At 61.7% G+C, this 21,464-nt stretch carries 19 protein-coding genes; 4 read left to right on the plus strand and 15 right to left on the minus strand.

Features of this window, described 5'->3' with window-relative positions:
- Positions 1–59 precede the first annotated feature (59 nt).
- The gene (glsB, locus tag ACEN9A_RS17150; protein WP_018929762.1) at positions 60–968 is read right to left on the minus strand and encodes a glutaminase B; all 909 of its coding nucleotides are present in this window, start codon (positions 966–968) and stop codon (positions 60–62) included.
- A 228-nt stretch (positions 969–1,196) separates the two neighbouring features.
- Between glsB and ACEN9A_RS17155 the strand changes: the two genes are divergently transcribed.
- The 3 genes from ACEN9A_RS17155 to ACEN9A_RS17165 all read left to right on the plus strand — a co-directional run bounded on the left by ACEN9A_RS17155 (position 1,197) and on the right by ACEN9A_RS17165 (position 3,295).
- Positions 1,197–1,838, plus strand: a complete 642-nt coding sequence (locus tag ACEN9A_RS17155) for a ferric reductase-like transmembrane domain-containing protein (protein ID WP_258668807.1) — start codon at positions 1,197–1,199, stop codon at positions 1,836–1,838.
- Positions 1,839–2,033: 195 nt separating this feature from the next.
- On the plus strand, positions 2,034–2,549 hold the full coding sequence (locus tag ACEN9A_RS17160; RefSeq protein WP_258668808.1) for an HvfX family Cu-binding RiPP maturation protein: 516 nt from the start codon (positions 2,034–2,036) through the stop codon (positions 2,547–2,549).
- Positions 2,550–2,596: 47 nt separating this feature from the next.
- Positions 2,597–3,295: a dienelactone hydrolase family protein gene (locus tag ACEN9A_RS17165; RefSeq protein ID WP_258668810.1), complete on the plus strand. Its 699-nt coding sequence runs from the start codon at positions 2,597–2,599 to the stop codon at positions 3,293–3,295.
- 52 nt (positions 3,296–3,347) lie between these two features.
- Here the strand turns inward: ACEN9A_RS17165 and ACEN9A_RS17170 are convergent, their stop codons facing one another.
- The 5 genes from ACEN9A_RS17170 to ACEN9A_RS17190 form a co-directional block, all read right to left on the minus strand.
- Positions 3,348–3,710 (minus strand): copper-binding protein, encoded by a 363-nt coding sequence (locus ACEN9A_RS17170; protein ID WP_258668811.1) that lies wholly within the window; start codon positions 3,708–3,710, stop codon positions 3,348–3,350.
- Positions 3,707–6,865, minus strand: coding sequence for an efflux RND transporter permease subunit (locus tag ACEN9A_RS17175; protein ID WP_258668812.1), 3,159 nt, complete (start codon positions 6,863–6,865; stop codon positions 3,707–3,709). The genes ACEN9A_RS17170 and ACEN9A_RS17175 overlap by 4 nt, the downstream gene beginning before the upstream one ends.
- Positions 6,862–8,091 (minus strand): efflux RND transporter periplasmic adaptor subunit, encoded by a 1,230-nt coding sequence (locus tag ACEN9A_RS17180; protein ID WP_258668813.1) that lies wholly within the window; start codon positions 8,089–8,091, stop codon positions 6,862–6,864. The genes ACEN9A_RS17175 and ACEN9A_RS17180 overlap by 4 nt, the downstream gene beginning before the upstream one ends.
- Positions 8,088–9,344, minus strand: a complete 1,257-nt coding sequence (locus tag ACEN9A_RS17185) for a TolC family protein (RefSeq protein ID WP_258668814.1) — start codon at positions 9,342–9,344, stop codon at positions 8,088–8,090. Before ACEN9A_RS17185 ends, ACEN9A_RS17180 begins: the two co-directional genes overlap by 4 nt.
- A gap of 95 nt (positions 9,345–9,439) precedes the next feature.
- A complete protein-coding gene (locus tag ACEN9A_RS17190) occupies positions 9,440–9,781 on the minus strand; it encodes a hypothetical protein (protein ID WP_026345769.1) in 342 nt (113 codons plus the stop codon).
- A 170-nt stretch (positions 9,782–9,951) separates the two neighbouring features.
- Here ACEN9A_RS17190 and ACEN9A_RS17195 point away from each other — a divergent pair, with 170 nt between their 5' ends.
- Entirely contained in the window at positions 9,952–11,142 is a 1,191-nt protein-coding gene (locus tag ACEN9A_RS17195; RefSeq protein WP_258668815.1) for an MFS transporter, read from the plus strand.
- Positions 11,143–11,335: 193 nt separating this feature from the next.
- Here ACEN9A_RS17195 and metC read toward each other — a convergent pair whose 3' ends face one another.
- From metC to ACEN9A_RS17240, 9 genes are all read right to left on the minus strand, one after another.
- Entirely contained in the window at positions 11,336–14,095 is a 2,760-nt protein-coding gene (gene metC / locus ACEN9A_RS17200) for a cystathionine beta-lyase (RefSeq protein WP_258668816.1), read from the minus strand.
- Positions 14,092–14,688 carry a cysteine dioxygenase family protein gene (locus tag ACEN9A_RS17205; RefSeq protein ID WP_258668818.1) on the minus strand — a complete coding sequence of 199 codons (597 nt, stop codon included), beginning with the start codon at positions 14,686–14,688 and terminating at the stop codon, positions 14,092–14,094. The genes metC and ACEN9A_RS17205 overlap by 4 nt, the downstream gene beginning before the upstream one ends.
- 17 nt (positions 14,689–14,705) lie before the next feature.
- On the minus strand, positions 14,706–15,542 hold the full coding sequence (locus ACEN9A_RS17210; RefSeq protein WP_258668819.1) for an amino acid ABC transporter ATP-binding protein: 837 nt from the start codon (positions 15,540–15,542) through the stop codon (positions 14,706–14,708).
- Positions 15,529–16,317 (minus strand): amino acid ABC transporter permease, encoded by a 789-nt coding sequence (locus tag ACEN9A_RS17215; RefSeq protein WP_258668821.1) that lies wholly within the window; start codon positions 16,315–16,317, stop codon positions 15,529–15,531. The genes ACEN9A_RS17210 and ACEN9A_RS17215 overlap by 14 nt, the downstream gene beginning before the upstream one ends.
- The gene (locus ACEN9A_RS17220; RefSeq protein WP_019648695.1) at positions 16,307–17,041 is read right to left on the minus strand and encodes an amino acid ABC transporter permease; all 735 of its coding nucleotides are present in this window, start codon (positions 17,039–17,041) and stop codon (positions 16,307–16,309) included. The genes ACEN9A_RS17215 and ACEN9A_RS17220 overlap by 11 nt, the downstream gene beginning before the upstream one ends.
- Entirely contained in the window at positions 17,038–18,249 is a 1,212-nt protein-coding gene (locus ACEN9A_RS17225; RefSeq protein ID WP_258668825.1) for an aminotransferase class I/II-fold pyridoxal phosphate-dependent enzyme, read from the minus strand. The genes ACEN9A_RS17220 and ACEN9A_RS17225 overlap by 4 nt, the downstream gene beginning before the upstream one ends.
- Positions 18,246–19,670 (minus strand): FAD-binding oxidoreductase, encoded by a 1,425-nt coding sequence (locus tag ACEN9A_RS17230; RefSeq protein ID WP_258668827.1) that lies wholly within the window; start codon positions 19,668–19,670, stop codon positions 18,246–18,248. The genes ACEN9A_RS17225 and ACEN9A_RS17230 overlap by 4 nt, the downstream gene beginning before the upstream one ends.
- Entirely contained in the window at positions 19,667–20,518 is an 852-nt protein-coding gene (locus ACEN9A_RS17235) for a transporter substrate-binding domain-containing protein (protein ID WP_258668829.1), read from the minus strand. The genes ACEN9A_RS17230 and ACEN9A_RS17235 overlap by 4 nt, the downstream gene beginning before the upstream one ends.
- A 65-nt stretch (positions 20,519–20,583) precedes the next feature.
- The gene (locus ACEN9A_RS17240) at positions 20,584–21,426 is read right to left on the minus strand and encodes a transporter substrate-binding domain-containing protein (protein ID WP_026345767.1); all 843 of its coding nucleotides are present in this window, start codon (positions 21,424–21,426) and stop codon (positions 20,584–20,586) included.
- Positions 21,427–21,464: the final 38 nt, after the last annotated feature.

Genomic DNA, 21,464 nt, shown 5'->3' on the forward strand with positions numbered 1-21,464 from the left:
GTCGGAAAATGTATAGCAAATTTCCCGTAGCGTCATTATCGCCCCCCGCCTACACCGCTCTAGAACACCGACCAGCCAATCCGCTGACTCAACAACTCCAGCGCCGCCATGCCAGCGAGCGAGTTGCCGGCGGCGTTCAATTCCGGGGACCAGACGCACACCGTGAATTGCCCCGGCACCACCGCGACGATGCCCCCGCCCACGCCGCTCTTGCCCGGCAGACCGACGCGATAGGCAAAGTTGCCCGCTTCGTCGTACAGCCCGCTGGTGGCCATGATCGAGTTGACTTGTTGGGTCTGGCGGGCGCTGAGGATCTGTGCGCCGCTGTGTTTGCAGAAACCGTCGTTGGCCAGGAAGCAGAACGCCCGGGCCAGGTCCACGCAACTCATGCGCAGCGCGCAATGGCTGAAGTAGCTACGCAGCACCGCTTCGACATCGTTATGAAAGTTGCCGAACGACTGCATCAGGTAAGCCATGGCCGCGTTGCGCGCGCGGTGCTGGTATTCGGATTCGGCGACCTTGCCGTCCACCATGATGTTCGGGTTGCCGGACAAGCGCCGGACAAAATCGCGCATCGACAACGCCGGAGCGGCAAAGCGCGATTGATTGATGTCGCAGATAACCAATGCGCCGGCGTTGATGAAGGGATTGCGTGGGCGCCCGCGCTCGAATTCCAGCTGCACCAGCGAGTTGAACGGCTGGCCGGACGGCTCGTGGCCCAGGCGTTCCCAAATCGCTTCGCCGGAGTGTTCGATGGCCTGCACCAGGCTGAACACCTTGGAGATACTCTGCACCGAGAACGGCGTGTCGGCGTCCCCCGCGCAAAACAACTCGCCGTCATTGCCATAGACGGCAATGCCCAATTGATTGCCCGGTACCTCGCCGAGGGCGGGAATGTAGTCAGCCACTTTGCCCTGACCGATCAACGGTCGGACTGCGTCAAGGATCTCGTTCAACAGCGCTTGCATGCCGGGTTCCGAAGTCTCGCCCCATGGGATTGCGGGGACACTGTCGCTAGACGCCGCTGAGCGGCGTTGAATCACAGTTTTGTATGGGAATGTATCTGTCGCGGTCCGGGATACACCAACTTGCACCGGGCGGTCTTTCAGACATATCGCCAATACAGCTGATTGCAACACTTCTGTCGTCCGCTGACCACCGGTAAACCGGGTCGGCCCTTGCTCAGGAGTGTTGTCATGATGACCCAAGTCCCCCGTTACCATGGCTGGTCGCTGTTTGGCCTGCTGGCCATGCTGGTGCTGTTGATGACCGGCCTGATTCTGCTGCTCAACCCCGATCTGGTGGAAGCCACCCGCAGCGCCATTCGCGCCACCGCACGCACTTCGTTTGCGCTGTTTCTTGCTGCGTTCACTGCATCGGCCCTGGCGGTGCTGGTGCCCTCGCCTTTCAGCCGCTCGCTGGTGCGTGAACGACGCTTCATCGGCCTGGCCTTCGCGTTTTCCCATCTGGTCCACGCCATTCTGATCTACAGCTACGGCCAATTGAACCCCGAGTTCTGGCCCGGGCGCACCACGGTCGGCAATATTCCGGGTTCGGTCGGTTACCTGTTCATTCTGTTGATGGCGTTGACCTCATTCAAAACCACGGCGCGCCTGATCGGCCCCAAAGCCTGGAAAACCCTGCACACCAGCGGCATGTGGGTGATCGCGGCGGTGTTCGCCTTTTCCAACTTCAAACGCATACCCCTCAGCGCCTGGTACGTCCTGCCGTTCGGCGTGATGTTTTCGGCGATTGTCATTCGGCTGCTGGGCAAGATTGCGCAGAAGTACAAACGTAGCCTGCCCCGCGCCTATCCCCTGACCAACAACACCCCGTAGCAGCTGCCGAGCAGCGCGAGGCTGCGTTCGGCTGCGAAGCAGTCGTGAATCCGACTGACGCGGTCTGCCTGACGCACCGCAACTTCAGGTTTTACGACTGCTTCGCAGCCGAACGCAGCCTCGCGCTGCTCGGCAGCTGCTACAGCGGCTACGAGTTATTGCCTGCCAACGATCAAACTCACGGAGATCAAACCCATGAACACTTCACTTTCGTCGGCCATCCAAGGCCTGCACCTGAACCTCGACCGCGTCGGCAACTGGATCGCGCCCCTCACCCTGCGGCTGTTTCTGGCCTGGGAGTTTTTCGAGTCAGGCCTGGAAAAATGGAACGGCCAGAACTGGTTCGCCGACATCCAGGACCGCTTCCCGTTTCCCTTCAACCACGTTCCCGCCTCGCTGAACTGGGAACTGGCGATGTGGGCCGAGCTGATCTGTGCCCTCACCCTGCTGGCAGGCCTCGGGACACGGCTCTCGGCGATTATTCTGGTGGTGGTCACGGTTGTCGCGACCGCTGCCGTCCATTGGCCGGCCGATTGGTCTACATTGAGTGAACTTGCCCAGGGTTATGCCATCAGCAACAAGGGCCACGGCAACTTCAAACTGCCGTTGATCTACCTCGTAGCCCTCATGCCGTTGTTGTTCTCGGGGGCCGGCAAACTCAGCATGGACGCGCTGTTGGTTCGACTCTTCTGGCGGCGCAGTCACCGCTGATACGCCAGCGTCTCGATACCCCATCCAACTTGTTTAAAGGAGCCATCATGAGCGTAACCAGCCAATGGATCGAAATCAGTAGCCCCGAAGGCACCTTCGGCGCTTACCTGGCTATCCCCCACACTCGTAAAGGGCCGGGGATCGTGCTGATTCAGGAAATCTTCGGGGTCAACGAGCACATCCGCTCGGTCGCCGAGCAATACGCCGCCGACGGTTATCTGGTGCTGGCGCCGGATCTGTTCTGGCGCCACGGCCACCGTATCGAACTGGGCTACGACGAAGCCGGCTGGAAACGCGCTGTCGAATTGATGAACGCCACCGACATCACCAAGGCCCAGGCCGACATCAAACTGGCCATCGACACTCTGAAGACACATACCGGGCTGGACGGCAGGATCGCCTCCATTGGTTTCTGCTTCGGTGGCATGCTGTCGTACAACACCGCGGCCAACGGTTTCGTCGACGTGGCGATCGCCTATTACGGCGGCGGCATTCAGAACCAGCTGGATCGAGCCAGTGAAATCAAGGTGCCGCTGCTGATGCACTTCGGCGAACAGGACAGCCACATCCCCATCGATGCCGTGAAGCAAATCGCCGAGCGTTTCGAGTTCAACGACGATGTCGATATCGAGGTCTATCCGGGTGCCGAACATGGCTTCAACTGCTCGCACCGTGACAGCTACAACCAGCGGGCGGCGGTCGAGGCGCATGGCAATACGTTGCTGTTTCTCAGCCAGAACCTTTGAACCAGAGGGCCCGGCGGCCGAATCGCATTCGTGCCGCCGGGAGCGCTGAGCGCTATTTCACGATTTCAATCGATGTGATCGTAGCGGTCGCACCCTCAAGCTGAAATTCGAAGTTCACCTTATCCCCGACCTTCACCGAGGCCAGTTGCTCCTCTGTGGCCCGAAACCCCATGGTCATCGGCGGCCATTGCACTGCCGGCACAGCACCGTGAGCAATGGTCAGTGTGTGTTTCGTACTGTCGATGGCTTTGACCGTTCCCGTCGCTTTAGCCACTGGCGCCTGCGCTGCCTGCTGCTTCGTCGGTGTGCCGTCCATGTTCATATCGTCCATCTTCATACCCGGCATCTGCGCTGCGTGGGCAGGAAAAGCAAGCGCGACCAAGGTGCTTGCCGTTGCGATCAGAGTCAGTTTCATTGGATTTTTCCTTGAGTGTGGTTGGGTTCAAGCAGGAGCTGACGGCGGCGCATCAAGCGATACGCCGCCGGGATGACGAACAGAGAAAGCAAGGGCGCAGTGATCATTCCGCCGACCATCGGCGCGGCGATGCGACTCATGACCTCACTGCCGGTGCCGCCGCCCAGCAGGATCGGTAACAGACCGGCAATGATCACCGCCACCGTCATGGCCTTGGGTCGGACGCGTTGCACCGCCCCCTCACGAATCGCGGCGACCAGCCCGCGCTCAGTGCAATCGCCAGCGTCTTCACGCTCGGCCCAGGCGTTCTTCAGATAGAGCAGCATGATCACGCCAAACTCGGCGGACACACCGGCCAGCGCAATGAAGCCGACACCCGTGGCCACCGACAGATTGAAGCCGAGCCAATAGAGAAACCACACACCGCCCGCAAGGGCAAAAGGCAGTGTTGCCATAATCAGCAAGGCTTCGTCGAAACGCGCGAACGTCAGGTAAAGCAGCACAAAAATGATCAGCAGCGTGGCCGGCACTACCAGCTTGAGTCGCGCGTTGGCCCGTTCGAGGAACTCGAACTGCCCGGAATAGCTGAGGCTCATGCCGGGCTGCAATTTGACCTGCTCATTGACCACCCGACGCAGGTCGGCGACCACTGAGGCGATGTCCCGCCCACGCACGTCGATATACACCCAGCCGGAAGGTCGGGCGTTTTCACTCTTGAGCATCGGTGGCCCGTCGGTCACCTTGACCTTGGCCACCGTGCCGAGAGTGATCTGGCTTCCCAGCGGCGTGTAGATCGGCAGTTGCTCCAGAGCGCCGAGAGAATCACGCCACTCGCGGGGATAACGCACATTGATCGGAAAACGCGCACGCCCCTCGATGGTTTCCCCAACGTTTTCACCGCCGATGGCACCGGCCACGATCGATTGCACATCGGCAATATTCAGTCCGTAACGAGCGGCAGCCTTACGGTCAATGTCCACATCGATATAGCGCCCGCCGGTCAAACGCTCGGCCAGCGCGGAACTGACGCCCGGTACGCCTTTGGCAGCGCGCTCGACACCCTGCGTGGCCACGTCGATTTGTGCCAGATCGCTACCGGAAACCTTGATTCCGATCGGGCTTTTGATACCGGTGGCGAGCATATCGATGCGGTTGCGGATCGGCGGAATCCAGATATTGGTCAGCCCCGGGACACGCACCACTCGATCCAGTTCTTCCACCAGTTTTTCCTGGGTCATACCTGGGCGCCATTGTTCATGTGGCTTGAACTGGATGGTGGTTTCGAACATCTCCAGCGGTGCCGGGTCGGTGGCGGTTTCGGCACGACCGGCCTTGCCGAAAACGTGTTCGACTTCCGGCACGGTTTTGATCAGCCGGTCCGTCTGCTGGAGCAACTGCGCCGCTTTCTGTGCAGACAATCCCGGCAACGCCGAGGGCATGTACAGCAGATCACCTTCATCCAGCGGCGGCAGGAACTCGCCCCCTAAGCGAGACAACGGCCACAACGCGCTGAAAAAGATCAGCAACGCAGCCAACAGGGTGATTTTCGGTCGGCGCAGCACTGCGTCCAGCAACGGTTGATAGAGCCTGATCAACCAGCGATTCAGCGGGTTCTGTCGTTCGTCAGGGATCCGCCCGCGAATCCAGTAGCCCATCAACACCGGCACCAGAGTCACCGACAGCCCTGCCGCGGCGGCCATGGCGTAGGTTTTGGTGAACGCCAGGGGTCCGAACAAGCGCCCTTCCTGAGCCTCCAGAGTAAACACCGGAATAAACGACAGCGTGATGATCAACAGACAAAAGAACAGCGCCGGCCCTACCTCCACCGCCGCGTCGATCATCACTTGCCAGTGACGTTCACCTTTGAGTGCTTCCGACGGATGAGCGATGTGCCAGGCCTCGATCTTCTTGTGGGCGTTCTCGATCATCACCACCGCGGCATCGACCATCGCACCGATGGCAATCGCGATCCCGCCCAGGGACATGATGTTGGCGTTTATCCCTTGATGACGCATGACGATAAAAGCAATCAGCACCCCAATCGGCAAAGAGATGATTGCCACCAGCGCCGAGCGTAGATGCCACAAGAAAATCCCGCAGACCAGCGCGACGACGATGAACTCCTCGATCAACTTGTGGGTGAGGTTCTCCACGGCTCGATCGATCAACTTGCTGCGGTCGTAGGTGGTGACAATCTCCACACCGGTCGGCAAGCTGCGTTTCAATTCATCGAGCTTCGTTTTAACCGCCGCAATGGTTTCGCGGGCATTCTTGCCACTGCGCAAAATAACCACGCCGCCCACGGTCTCGCCTTTGCCGTCGAGTTCAGTGATACCACGACGCATCTCCGGCCCCAGTTGAATCGTCGCCACATCGCCGAGGGTGACAGGCACGCTGCCCACGCCGAGCTTGAGGGGGATGGCACGGAAGTCATCAAGGGTCTTCAGATAGCCCGAAGCGCGCACGATAAACTCGGTTTCAGCCATCTCCAGCACAGCTCCGCCGGTTTCCTGATTGGCCTTGCCGATCGCCTCGGTGACCTGGGCCTGTGTGATCCCCAGGCTGGCCATTCTCAGCGGGTCGAGCTGAACCTGATATTGCTTGACCATCCCGCCCACGGTGGCCACTTCGGCAACGTTGGGCAGCGTCTTGAGTTCGAACTTGAGGAACCAGTCCTGCAGGGCGCGCAGTTGTGCGAGGTCATGCCCGCCGCTGCGATCCACCAGGGCGTACTGATAGATCCAGCCAACCCCGGTGGCATCCGGCCCCAATGCCGGTTTGGCGCTGGCCGGCAGGCGACTCTGGACCTGGCTCAGGTACTCCAGCACCCGCGAGCGCGCCCAATACATATCGGTTCCATCCTCGAACAACACGTAGACAAAGCTGTCACCGAAAAAGGAATAGCCGCGAACGGTCTTCGCACCGGGTACCGACAACATGGTGGTTGCCAGGGGATAGGTCACCTGGTTCTCGACAATCTGCGGCGCCTGGCCTGCATAGGGTGTACGGATGATCACTTGAACATCAGAGAGATCCGGCAGTGCATCGATGGGGGTACTTTGGACTGACCAGACGCCCCAGGCCGTGACAAACAAGGTCGCCAGCAGCACCAGGAAACGATTAGCCACGGACCAGCGAATCAGCGCGGCAATCATGGCTGGGCTCCGGTTTGTTCCAGGGGCTGAACAGTCAGCCCTTTGAGACTGGCTTCCGAGTCGAGCAAGAACTGGCCCGAACTCACCACCTGTTGCCCCTCCTCCAGACCGTTCAGAACCGCTGTTTGCCCATCGTTTTCCTGACCTGCCCGCACCTCTACCGGGCGATAGCGCCCGCCGTCTTCGGCAAGCATCACCAACACGCGTCGCCCGGTGCGAATCAATGCCTCACTCGGCACCCACAACACGCTTTGCTCAGTCGACCGATTCAACCGCACCTGCACCGTGAGGCCCGGGCGCAAGCGGCCGTCAGGATTGGGCAATTCAACCCGCACGCTGACGGTTCGGCTGTCCGCGCTGGTTTGCGGCAGGATCGCACTGACCGTACCGTGAAGGATTGCGTCAGGGAACGCCGCCAGCCTGGCCTCTACCGTCTGGCCGACCTCGACTCCCCCGGCTGCCGACTCCGGCACGGCCACCGCCAGCCACACACGATCAAGGCCGTTGACCCTGGCCAGCGTCTCGCCGACGGCCAGGGTCATGCCGGCACGTACATTCAACTCCTGCAACACGCCGGCAGTGGGAGTGGTGATGGTCTGGTTTGCCTGCACCTTGCCGCTGCGCTCAACTTGAGCGATCAACGCCGCCGGCATTCCGGTCAGACGCAGGCGTTGACGGGCCGCCGCCAACAGGCCGGCATCGCCCACGTTTTTGAGTGCCAGGAACTCTTCCTGGGCCGCGGCCCATTCAGGCACCAGAATGTCCGCCAATGGCGCGCCAGCCTTGAGTACATCGCCCGGTGCACGGGCATACACCCGTTCGACAAAACCCGGCGTGCGTGCCTGGATCACCGCGACATCCCGTTCGTTGTAGGTCAGCACGCCTGCCGCTTCGAGGCTGGAAGCCTGAGCGCCACGGGTTACGGTAGCCAGACGAACGCCCAGGTTCTGCGTCACGCTCGCGTCGATCTGCACCGCGGCTGTGTCCCGGGCGCCGTCGGCGTAGCGCGGCACCAGTTCCATGTCCATGAAAGGCGACTTGCCGGGCTTGTCGAACTTTTGCTGCGGGTACATCGGGTCGTACCAGTACAAGGCCTTGCGCTCGTCCTGGGTCATGGTGCCTTGAACGACGGGCTCAGCTTTATGGGCAAGCCAGTAACCGCAGACACCGCCCAGCGCCAGTGCGCCACCAACCCACAGAACACCTTTGAAACGCTGAATGCTCATTGACCCGCCTCCCCATACGCAAAATACAGCCGAGCACTGGTCAGCGCTTTCTGTTCGTTGACATCGATCTGTTTCAGGCGGGCGTCGATCAATTCACGCCGGGCGGCGACGACGGCCGACAAATCAGCTTTACCCGCTCGGTAACTGGCCATGAGCAACTCGACCTTTTCTTTGGCCAGCGGCAACAGGCTTTCCTGATAACGCCGCACAGCACGGTCGAGCCGTTGATAGTCGGCCAGTTGTTCTTCCAGTTGCTGGGTGTGCTCACGGGTCAGGGCTTCGCGTTCGGCCTCCAGTTGATTCAGCTCAGCACGCTTTGCCGCGATCTTCGGGTTCTGCCGGGTGTCGGGGAACAGCGGCAGATCGAAGGTGAATTGCACGCTGACCATGTCGCCAAATTCCCGACCGCGCCGCTGATAATCGACCTCCCAACTCCAGTCGGACCGTTTGTCAGCCTCGGCCTCACGAACTTTGGCCTGCGCCTCACGGGTCATTGGCGCAAACGCCGCCAATGAGGGGTGATGCTCAAGCTTGTGGACGTAACCCGACGTATCGATGGGCCATTGCGGCCAGTTTCCGACCGGTTGTTCGTTGGCGGCAGAACCAATCCAGCGCTTGAGTGCCGCGCGGGCTTGCGCACGTTGCAGCAGTAATTGGTCTTGTTGCTCTTCCAGTTGCGCCGCTTCCTGTTTCGGTGTCACCGCATCGGCAGGCTGAGCCCGACCGCTGGCGATCTGTGCACGAACGGTGTCGGCCAACAACCGATTCTCGCGGTAAAACGCCTGGAACAGCGTCTGTTTCAGCTCCACCGAATAACTGCCGATCCAGGCCAGCGCCGTGGCCTGCCGTACATTCAGGCGTTCGACACGCCCTTGCGCAGCGGCCAGCTCAACCGCGGCCTCGGCAACTTCAGTACGCGCCCGACGCTTGTCACCATTGGGCACTTCCTGCATCACACCGACCGTTTGCATGGTCATGAAATCGTGATCCAGCGTCCCGCGATCGGGACCGCCCACCGGAAAGTTCTGCACCCCCAGCACCAGCTTGGGGTCGGGCAACTCGCCGGCAGGAATGGCAGCGCTTCTGGCCGCCTGGAGTTTTTCGGCCTGGGCTGTGAGGGACGGCGCGTTGTCGTCAGCCAGCCGCAGGGCTTCGTCGAGAGTCAATGGGGCAGCAGCGCACGGCAAGGCCAGCACGCTTGCCGCCAGGGCAGCCGCCAGCGGCCACCCTGTGCGAAAGCACATGGAGTTCATGTTCACAATTCCTGTGATGATCCACTGCGCGCTTTCAAAGGCGCACAGCAACGCCATCCCGTGAAGGCGGAATGGGGCTCAGCGTGGAACAGGAATCAGGCGCGAGGGGGTCGCCATACCCCGGACGGGGTCTGGACAGGCAGTGCGTCTACAAAAAACGTGGTTACGACGGGGTTGAACAAGGTGACTGGAGGTTTGGCGATGCTGACTTGCAGCATGCCGCCGGTCTTGCACTCCTGGCCGGGCTTACAGGCTTTGCCGTGCTCGGCCGGGGTGCTCATGTCCTGGCAGCAGTCTTGGTCCATGTCGCCCATCATCGCCATGCCCGTGGTTTTCATCGGGCAAGGCTCCGTGGGCGCCTGAATGCCCGCCATTCCACTCAGCGGAAGCGCGAAGCACATCAGGAAAATGAGGCAACACCGCAAATAACGTTTCATGGGCCGAAGTCTAGCCAGAGGAATCGTTGCTTACAATGACAGCTGGGTGAAAAACATATCGCACGGTGCAAGCACGGCCTCGCGATACATCGACAGACTTTTGGCCCACAATCAAACACACGCAGGCTGCGACAGCCCACCAACGACCGGTGTTCAGATGAGGACTCGATGTGAACAAAAACCTCGCCAACGCCCAATCCACGCCACTGCGCATCCCACGAACAGTCTGGGCCCTGGGCTTTGTCAGCCTGTTCATGGACCTGTCTTCCGAGCTGGTGCACAGCCTGCTGCCGGTGTTTCTGGTCACCACCTTGGGCGCCAGCGCACTGACCGTCGGGGTGATCGAAGGCATTGCCGAGGCGACGGCGATGGTGGTCAAGATATTCTCCGGCGCCATCAGCGACTTTATCGGCCGGCGTAAAGGCCTGCTGTTGATGGGCTACGGTCTGGCGGCGTTGTCGAAACCGCTCTTCCCTCTCGCGCAGTCGGTAGACCTGGTGTTCACCGCGCGTTTTCTGGACCGCATCGGCAAAGGCATTCGTGGCGCGCCGCGCGATGCGCTGGTCGCCGATGTCGCCCCCGCCGAAATCCGTGGCGCCTGCTTTGGCTTGCGCCAGTCGATGGACACCGTGGGGGCGATTCTGGGTCCGGTTCTGGCGATCATGCTGATGCTCTGGCTCGGGCAGATCCATCTGGTGTTGTGGTTTGCGGTGATCCCTGCGGTGATATCGGTGGCGCTGATTGTCGGTGGCGTCAAAGAACCTACCGATGTCACCGGGAAGCACACCTTTCGCTCGCCTATCCACTGGAAAGTTTTACGGGAGTTTTCCCGCGGCTATTGGTGGGTGGTGATCGTCGGCGGGCTCTTCACGCTGGCCCGTTTCAGCGAGGCCTTTCTGGTCTTGAAAGCCCAGCAAACAGGCCTGACGGCCACTTGGGTGCCGATGGTGATGGTGGTCATGTCGCTGCTGTATGCGGTGTCGGCCTACCCTGCCGGCTGGTTGTCCGACCGGATCAGCCGCACCAAGTTGCTGTGTGTCGGCATGGGATTACTGATCCTGGCGGACCTGCTGCTGGCGCAAGCGGACTCAATCATGACCATGCTGGCAGGCGTGGCCCTGTGGGGCCTGCACATGGGGTTCAGCCAGGGCATTCTCGCGACGCTGATCGCCGACACCGCCCCCGAACATCTCAGGGGCACTGCGTTCGGCCTGTTCAATCTGATCAGCGGCGTGTGCCTGTTGATCGCCAGCGTACTGGCCGGCGCACTGTGGGAAACCTCGGGTTCCGCCAGCACCTTCATTGCCGGTGCGGTGCTGGCGGCTGCGGCGCTGGCGTTGCTCCTGTTGCGCAAGTCCTAATGCCGGCAAATTAAGCCGCAGCGCACTCTTTGTAGCAGCTGTCGAGCTTGCGAGGCTGCGTTCGGCTGCGAAGCAGTCGTCAAACCAGAGCTTGCGGTGTGTCAGGCGAGTCGCGTTAGCCGGATTCACGACTGCTGCGCAGCCGAACGCAGCCTCGCAAGCTCGACAGCTGCTACGGATCGCTGCGCAAGCCCTAGTCCGCGATAGCGGCGAACCCGCGTTGCAAATCCTCGGTCAACGCATCGACATCTTCCAGGCCAATGTGCAACCGCAGCACCGGGTTCAATGCGCGATCTGCCGCACTGTTGCGATCCTGGGTGTCGGCGACGGTGATCAGGCTTTCATAGCCGCCCCAGGACGCGCCCAGACCAAACACCTGCAACGCATCGATGAAGCGCTCTACGTACGTGGCGTCGGCATCGCGCAGTTCGAAGGACAGCAGTCCGTTACTGCCCGTGTAGTCCCGCCGCCACAGTGCATGATGGGGATGATCGGGCAACGCCGGATGGAACACCCGTTTCACCTGCGGTTGCGCCTGTAGCCAATGAGCGATTTCCAGGGCCTGGCGTTCGTGCACCTCCAGGCGTGGCGCCAGGGTTCGGGCGCCGCGCAGCACCAGCCAGGCGTCGTCGGGGCTGACGGCGATGCCAAAGGTGTCGCTCATGGACGCCAGCGGCTGCCAGACTTCTTGCCGGGTACAGACGCTGCCCATGACCACATCGCTGTGGCCGCACAGGTACTTGGTCAACGCCATGATCGAGATGTCCGCGCCCAGCGTCAGCGGCCGGTACAGGTAGCCCGAGCCCCAGGTGTTATCGACGGCCAGCAGAATGCCTCGTGGTTTGCACAGCGCGGCGATGGCCGGCAGGTCGCTGAGTTCATACAGCAGCGAGCCGGGCACTTCGGTGTAGACCATTTTGGTGTTGGCTTGCAGTTGCGCTTGCAGGCCGTTGCCGTCAGGCGCGAAGTAGCTGACCTGGATACCGAACGGCTCAAGCAGTTCGCGGGCCAGACGCCGCACGGGCGCATACACCGCGTCGGTGATCAGTACATGATCGCCGGGCCGCAGGTAGGCCAGGAACGTCTGCGCCACCGCCGCCAGTCCGGTGCCGAACAGGCGGGTGCGGTAACCGCCCTCCAGTTCCGTCACCAGGTCTTCCAAGGCAAAAGCGGTCGGATTGCCCCGAGCGCCATAGCTCAGCACCCGCTCCCGGTCACGGCGAGCACGGGCATCGCGCATCTGCGCCAGGTTGTCGAACAGCACCGTGCTCAAACGAGTGACGGGCACGTTGACACCTCGACTGCCACTGCCCTTTTCGGTACGCGCCGCCTGCACCAGACGGGTACGCACCCGCGCATCACGAGTCGCTTGAGACGGCGCACGCAGCGGTTTCAGGCTGGCGATTTCGTCTGCGCTCATTTGCGCCAACAGGCCGATTTCCCAAGCCAAATACTGACGCGCCGCGTCTTTGTTGCCGGCGTGGCGATCATGGGTAAAGAACAGAAAATCGATGCACTGCAGATCGGGCGGCGTGTTGGCATCCTCTTGCAACGCAAAACCCGCCGCGCGCCAGGCGTCGACACCGCCGCTCAACAACCGGGTTTGCGCACGTTGAACATCGGGCAATTCCAGCACCGCGAAAGCGGCCAGTTGCGGGTCATCGGCCAGCAACACCAGAGGTCGCTGTTCACCGGCCACTTCACTTGCCAGCAACGAACGGATCGACCAGCGTGAGCCGGCGATATGACCTTTGCGGAAGGTCATGCTCGGACGCAGGTCAATCAATGCCACCGCTCTGTCCTTCAACGCATCGGCCAGGGCTTGCGCCGTGATGACCGGCAACGCTTCGTGTGCGGGCGTCTCATGCGTCGGCAACGCCAGACCGCTACTCACCCCACCTTCCAGCACATAAGCTTCATGCCCCAACTGCCGAAGCCAACTGGCAACGATCGGTGCCCGTATACCATCGCTGTCGATCAGCACCAACCGCGCCTGACGCACGCCGATGTACAGGTCGGTAGACTGAATCAACTGCCCACCCGGCGTGTGTTGCGCACCCGACAGACTGCCGGCGACAAACTCCTCGGCAGTGCGCACATCGCACAGAAACAAACTGCGTGCGGCCTCCCCTGCCCACTGCTCGACCTGCGCCGCCGCAACGGTTTTTACCCCGGCCCGCTCGGCCAGTTGTGCCGCGGCGAGGCGTTGTTGCGGCAAGGTCTTCGATGACACCTCATCGGCATAGCGGCGAGTGCTGCCATGCTCCAGCCGGAAATCTTCCAGGTACCAGCCCTGCGTACCGTTTTCCAAGGCGTAGACCGGGTTCTTCAACCCCAGATTGATCAAGGTCTGGGCGCCGATAATGCTGCGGGTTCGACCGGCGCAATTGACCACGATCGGCGTGCTGTCGTCCGGCACCAGATCCTGTACGCGATAGCCCAGTTCGCCATTCGGGCAGCAGACAGAACCGGGAATGGTCATCTTGCGGTACTCGTCGAACGGCCGACCGTCCAGCACCACCAGCGGCTCGCCCCGGGCTTGCCATTCGGCCAGCTGCCTGGCGGTGACATGCGGCGTATCACTGGCCTCTTCCACCAACTCGCCAAAGGCTTTGGACGGCACATGCACACCCGCGAACAGTTGCAGGCCTGCCGCCTGCCAGGCATCGGCACCGCCGTCGAGAACATGCACGCGGCTGTACCCCAGCGCCTGCAAACGCCGAGCAGAGCGCACCGCGATGTCCCCGCCGTTCTGGTCATAAATCACCAGCCGCACCTGAGGATTCGGCGCCAGGCGTCGGACCTCCAGCTCCAGGCGACTGTAGGGCAGGTTCACCCCGTGAAACAGGTGGGCTTCGCCATATTGGCCATGCTCACGCACATCAAACAGGGCAATTTCCTGCCCGTCGAACAGCCATTGCTGCAGTTGCCCTGGGGTTACGGTCCGATTCATGTGTAGGCCTTGATCGACGGCGCCATTTGCGAGGCGTTGTAATTGAGAATGCGCCCGTCGGCCTCGACCCCGTAGCGGCCGTTGAGCGATTCCAGCGGCAAGCCATACAGGTGGAAATGCAGGGTCGGCTGCTCGCCTTCGACACGGATGCCATGCAGGTCTTCACCGAGAAACGAGATCGACGTGCCGGGTTGCACGATCACTTCTTTTTCCAGGTGCAACGTGGTGAACCCGGGCTCGCGGCCCTCGTCATCACGGGTGTAGACGTAGTTGATTTCCTGGCCTTCGACGGCGCTGATGATTGCCCAGGTTTCGTGGTTGTGCGGGATCGTACTTTTACCCGGCAACAATGAGTTGAGGTACAACGTCGGCGTGTCGCCATCGTCGTTCAGACGGTAGCGAAACGCGGTGCTGCCCTGCCCCGGCACTGGCGCCGGGAACACGTCGAAATTGAACAGATCGCGGCGCTCGGCCAGGGTTTCGAGCAAGGCGACGATCTCCGTCAACGCGGCACGGTCGACGCCACGCTGATGGATGACGCGGATTTTCTTGAGGAAATCCTCGATGACGGCGGCACGGTTATCGGTACTCATGAACAGACTCCTCGGTATTAGACGGACAGGCTGTAGCGGCTCAGGTTACTCAACAGATACGGATCGTTGGCGACACGGGGACGGCGTCCCGGATCGACCAGGGCGTGACGCAGAAACTCCTGGGTCCGCTCACTGGTGGGGTACTGGAAGATCTGCTCGGCACTGCCGCATTCGACAATCACGCCGTTTTCGGTGAAGTAGACGATGTCGCTGATCTCTTCGGCGAAACGCATTTCATGGGTCACCAACACACAGGTCATGCCCTCTTCGGTCAGCTCGCGAATCACCGTCAGCACCTCGCCAACAGTTTCCGGATCGAGGGCAGAAGTCACCTCATCGAACAGGATCAATTCCGGACGCATGGCCAACGCCCGGGCAATCGCCACCCGCTGTTGCTGACCGCCGGAGAGTTGCCCCGGATAAGCATCGGCCTTGTGCTCCATGCGCACCTTGGCCAGCAAGGCGCGGGCGTCTTTCTCGGCCTCGGCGCGATTGCGCCCCAGCACTTTGCGCGGGGCGATCATCAGGTTCTCCAGCACCGACAAATGCGGGAACAGGTTGTACTGCTGGAACACAAACCCCACACGCTTGCGTAACTCGATGCGCTGGGTTTCCTGGGCCAGGGTGTGAACCTCAGTGCTGCCGACGCGGATGGTGCCGCGTTGGGGCTGCAACAAACCGGTGATGCAGCGCAGGATCGTCGACTTGCCGGAGCCGGACGGGCCGATGATCGACACGGCCTGGCCGCGATGCACGTCAAGGTCGATGCCCTTGAGCACCGGGTTACTGCCAAACGACAGGTGCAGGTCGCGCAGGCTGACCAGAGGCTCGGCGACGGTTTCAGTAGAAGGCATAACGTCGCTCCAGGCGTTGGGTGAGTCGGGAAATCGGGTAGCAATAAGCAAAGAACAGCACCAGCAGGCTCAGGTAAATCACCACGGTGAAGCCGGTGAGGTTCACCGTGTTGCTGGCGATTTGCGCGGTGTCGATCACATCATGCACGCCCACCAGCGACGCCAGTGCAGTGCCCATGGTGATCACCGCGTAGAGGTTCATCCACGGCGGCAACATGCGCTTGAAGCACTGCGGCAGGATGATCGAACGAAAAATCTGCCCGCGAGTGAAGGCCAGGGATCGCGCCGCTTCCCATTGGGTACTGGGGATCGAGGCGACGGCGCCACGGAAGATCTCCGCAACGTTGGCGCTCGCCGGCAACGCCAGGCCAATCGTGACCTTGACCCAATCCGGGAACGAGACATAAGTGCTGCCGATGTGGATCTCGAACGGGAACACATAGGTGGTGAAATAGATCAGCACCAGCCACGGCGCATTGCGAAAAATCTGCACCCAGATCCGCGCCGGCAAGCGCAACAGCCACAACGGCGACAACGTCAGGGCACCGACCAACAACCCCAGCAACGAGCCCAGCCCGATTGCCACCAGACTGATCAGAATGTTCTGGCCAAACCCGGCGACCAAGGCCGGCGACCACTGCAACAAAGCCTTGAGTACCGGACTGTGCGGCACGAAATACACCAACCAGAGCATGCTACCCACCAACAGCAGCAACTTGCCTCCATGCCGACGCGGCCAGGCCAACGGCGCGGTGACGGACGATTCAATGGCCATAGCCGGGCATCCTCAGGCGCGCTTCGAGCAGGCGACCCACACAATTGACGGTAAAACTCAGCAGGCCGAAAAACGTCAGGATCAGAATCATCAGCTCCAACACGTTATCGCTCTGGGTCCAGATCATGATCGCCGCGTAGGTGATGTCGCCGACGGCAATGGCCGAGGCGACAGCGGTCATTTTTACCAGGTCGATCAGGTTGTTGATCAGCGACGGCAAGGCGAAGCGCAAGGCCAGCGGCAGTTGCACATTCCACAGCAACTGGCGGCTACTGAATGCCAGTGAACTGGCCGCCTCGATTGTTACCGCCGGCACCGCTTCGATCCCGGCGCGCAAGGCTTCGGCATGAAACGCGCCTTTGTGCAGCGAAATCACGATCACCACCCAGGCGAACGGCGTCAGCGGGTTGGCCGCGCCGACGGCCTGGGTCAGCAGCATGTTCAGGACCAGAAATGCGCAATACAGCTGCACCAGGGTCGGCGTGTTGCGGGTGACTTCGACAAACACCCGCGCAGGTTTTGCCAGCCAGGGTTTGCCCGAGGTCAACATCGCCGCCAAACCGACGCCCGCCAACAGGCTGCCGACGATAGTGAAGAGGCACAGCAACACCGTGGTCAGCGCGCCCTGCTCCAGGGTTCCGCGTTGATAAGCGTCCAGCAGAAAGCCGTAGTTCAGGCCGAATCCGGCGGCCCAGTGGACGAATAGCTCCAACAAATGACTCATGGTTCGCCCCGCAATTGCCTGCAGGCTTGAGCGATGCGGCATCCGGCTTCGACTACGGTGTCGGTCGCCGTGGCAATGGACAGGCGAAACCACGGCGACAAGCCATAAGCGCTGCCCGCCACGCCGGCCACGCCCTCTTCCAGCAAATACGCGACGACGTCGGCATCGCTTTGCAGACGTTGACCGTCCGGGCGATAGCGCCCCAACAACCCGGCGCAGCGCACAAACACAAAGAAACCACCTTGAGGTTCGAGCACTTCAAGACCGTCCACTTCGCGTAAGGCGCTGACCAGTGAATCCCGGCGTTGTTGATAGGCCGCGACTTGCGACCGCAAGAAATCCAGTCCACCTTCGAATGCGGCCAAAGCGGCGGCTTGTCCGACCGAGGAAGCACCCGAGGTGGATTGCGATTGCACCACCGTCATCGCAAGAGTCAGCGCTTGCGGCCCGGCGCCGAAACCGATGCGCCAACCGGTCATGGCATAGGTCTTGGACACGCCGCCCACCAGCAGGCAGCGCGCCTGCAAATCCGGCGCAACGTTGAGCAGGCTCTGGGCAGGCAAACCGTCGAAACGGATATGTTCGTAGAGTTCATCCAGCAGAATCAGCACGTGGGGATGGCGCCGCAGCACCTCGGCCAGGGCGCGCAGTTCGGCCGCGCTATACACCGCGCCGCTGGGGTTGCCGGGGCCGTTGAGGATCAGCCAGCGAGTCCGTTCGCCAATCCGTTGCTCCAATTGTTCGGCCGTCAGTTTGCAGCCCTGCGCCAGTCCACATTCGATAAACACCGGTTCGCCGCCGTTGAAGCGCACGCTGTCCGGGAACGACGGCCAGTACGGCGTTGGCACCAGCACCTGATCGCCGTCGTCGAGGGTGGCGGCAAAGGCATTGAAGATGATCTGTTTGGCACCGTTGGCAATCACGATCGATTCCAGCGGATAGTCCAGCTGGTTTTCCTGCTGGAGTTTGCGTTGCACCGCGATGCGCAAGGCCTTCACGCCCGGTGTCGGCGTGTACTTGGTGGCACCGGCGGCGATGGCGGCATAAGCGGCCTGCTTGATGTGCTCCGGGGTGTCAAAATCCGGCTCGCCGGTGGTCAGGTCGAGGATGTCGCGACCAGCCTCGCGCAATGCCGTGGCTTGAGATTTCGCGGCGGCATTGGCCGACAGCGAGACGTGCTGTACGCGTTTGGACAGACGAAGCGTCATGACTGACTCCCCTTCAAAACCTTGCCGGGGTTCAGCAGATTGTTCGGGTCCAGCGCTTGCTTGATCCGGCGCATCAGGTCGAGTTCCACCGGGCTTTTGTAGCGCCCGAGCATGTCCCGTTTGCGCTGGCCGACACCGTGCTCGGCGCTAATGGAGCCGCCGTGAGCGTGGGCGCTGTCGTGCACCAGTTGGCTGAGTGCTGCGTAATGGGCCATGTGCGCCTCGACCGTTGAGTTGTGCGGATGGGCGACGTTGTAATGCAGGTTACCGTCGCCCAGATGGCCGAAGGTGTAATGCCGCACACCAGGGAAATGGCGCTGCAACAGCGCATCGGTATGGGCGACAAATGCCACGACCTGGGAAATCGGCACCGAGATGTCGTGCTTCATGTTGCGACCGGCACGCTTCTGCGCCTCGCTCATGTTCTCGCGTAACAGCCAAAACGCCTGGCTCTGGGCGAGGCTTTCGGCGATCAGCGCATCGGCCAGCAGGCTCTGCTCGTAGGCCTCGCCCAGTACCTGTTCAAACGCTTCGCGGGCATGGCTTTCGCTGTGGTTATCGGACAATTCCAACAACGCGAACCAAGGCTGACGCGCACCGGAAAAGGGTTGTGGGCCTTCGGGAAATTGCTCGCGCAGCAACGCAAGGCACCCGGCACTGAGCAGTTCGAACGCGGTCAGGCTGGCACCGAAACCGGCGCGGGCATGGGACAGGAACGTCACCGTCTGGGCCAGCGAGTCGAAGGCCAACAGCGCTGTGGCCTGGGCCTTGGGCAACGGGAACAGTTTCAGGGTGGCGGCGGTGATGATGCCGAGGGTGCCTTCGCTGCCGATGAACAGGTCGCGCAAGTCGTAGCCGGTGTTGTCCTTGCGCAAACCGCGCAGGCCATTCCAGATGTCGCCCTGGGCGGTGACCACTTCCAGACCAAGGGTCAATTCGCGGGTATTGCCATAGCGCAGCACCGCCGTGCCACCGGCATTGGTGCCCAGATTGCCGCCAATGGTGCAGCTGCCTTCGGCGCCCAGACTCAGCGGGAACAGGCGCCCGGCATCGCGGGCGACGCCCTGAATGGTGTGCAGAATGCAGCCCGCCTCGACGGTCAGGGTGTCGTTGTCGGTGTCCACTGCCCGAACGCGATTCATCCGGTCGAGCAGCAACAACACCGCGCGGCCACTGGCGTCCGGAGTCGCGCCGCCCATCAGCCCGGTGTTGCCGCCCTGCACCACCACCGGCGTATCGCAGGCCACGCACGCGCGCACCACCGCCGCAACTTCTTCGGTGCTTGCCGGGTGCACGGCGGCAATCACCTGCCCCACGTAACGGCCCTGTTTGTCGGTCAGGTACGGCGCGGCCTCTTCGCTGGTCTGCACATGACGGGCGCCGAGCAGTTGCTGCAAGGCCACGAACAACGGTCGACTCATGACCGCACTGCCAGCGGTGCCGCGTTGCGGTATTGCTCGTGCAGGTCACGCAAGGCTTGCGACGGTGCCATGCCCGTGCGTTCGCCCAATTCGATCAGCCAGCCGCTGCGGTGCCAGTCGCGCACGATGGCATCCAGCTTCGCCTGGGTATCGTGCTCGCCCTTGCGTATCCAGATCACCGAGTTCGACGGGATCAAGTCACCCGGCAGCGGAATTTCATACCCGGCCCACTCGGCATCGCTCAATAAGGTATGCATGGTCGGGCTGACATGCACCGCCGCCACGCAGCCATTGCCGCGCAACGACAACAGCGATTCGGACTGGCTGCGAAACGCCTTGATCTGCGCGCCGTAGGTTTCCTGTAATGGCTTGATGAAGTTGCTGCCCTGGGACACGCACACCGGTTTGTCCTTCAAGTCGCTCCACTGGGTGATACCCGCACCCTTGCGAATCAACGCGGCGCCACCGACTTCTTCATAGGGCGTGGGCACGTAATCGAGAATCTCGGCGCGTTCTTCGGTGAACTGCATATTGGCGATCAGGATGTCGACCTTGCCCTGCTGCAGGAACTGCACCCGGTTGGGTGCCAGCACCGAAACAGTCTGGGCCTCGACACCCAGCGCCTTGGCGATGCCCCTGGCCAGTTCGACGTTGTACCCCAGGTGTTCGCCGGTCTTGGGGTCGAGGGTGCCGAACGGCGGACCACTGAGCATCACCCCGACGCTGATCGCGTGGCGTTGTTCGATCTTGTCCAGCGTGGCATCGGCCTGAGCGAGGCTGGCGCCGAGCACGGCGCATCCTGCCAGGCACAGCGTGGCCAGGCTTCTAGCGGAAAAATATCGGTTCATGCACGACTACCTTGAACGACCGCCGAATCCGTCGGCGGTCTATTGAAAACGATGAGGTGAACCGCTCAGGCGCCGTTGGCCTGGAACTGTTTCTGCAATTCCACCAAGGCCGGTGACGCGGGGGTGATGCGGTTGCGGGTCTGGGCGTCGATCAGCCAGCCGCTGCGGTGCAGTTCCTTGACGATGGGGTCGAGCCGAGCCTGGGTATCGCGTTCGCCAGGTCGGGTCCAGATCACCGAAGGGGCCGGGTTGAGCTCCGGACTCAGCGCGCGATAGCCCTGCCATTCGGCGTTGTCGGCGATCAACGGGTTGATCAGCGTGGCGTCATGCACTGCCGCGACGCAGTTGTTGCCACGCAGCGCAAGCAAGGATTCGGACGAGCTCTTGAAGGCCTTGATCTCGACGCCCAATTCGGTGAGCGGCTTGATGTAGCTGCTGCCCTGGGAGGTGCAGACGGGCTGGCCCTTGAGGTCTTCCCAACGGCTGATCTTGCTGTCCTTGAGCAGCGCCGCGGTACCGCCGACACGGTAGAACGGCGTCGGCACAAAACCGAGGATCTCACCGCGCTCGGCGGTCCATTCCATGTTGGCAATCAACAAATCCACTTTGCCCTGCTGCAAAAACTGCACGCGGTTGGCGGGCAATACCGGCACCAGTTGCACCTCGGCGCCCAACTGCCGGCCCAGTTCCTGAGCGAGGTCGACGTTCAAGCCCCGCGGTTTCTGAGTACCCGGATCGATACTGCCGAAAGGGCCGCCGGACAGTACGACCCCCACCGTCAGCACATGCCGTTGCTGGATCTTGTCCAGGGTGGCATCAGCCTGAGCCCCGGCACTGGCGGCCAATGAGATCAAGGCGCCCAGCATCACAGGCAACCATCGTTTTACAGGTGAGCGCTCAAGCAACATGGATTTCCCCTCATGGATGATCGGCGTTCCCCGACCTG

It is taken from the genome of Pseudomonas sp. Pseusp18 (assembly GCF_059506005.1).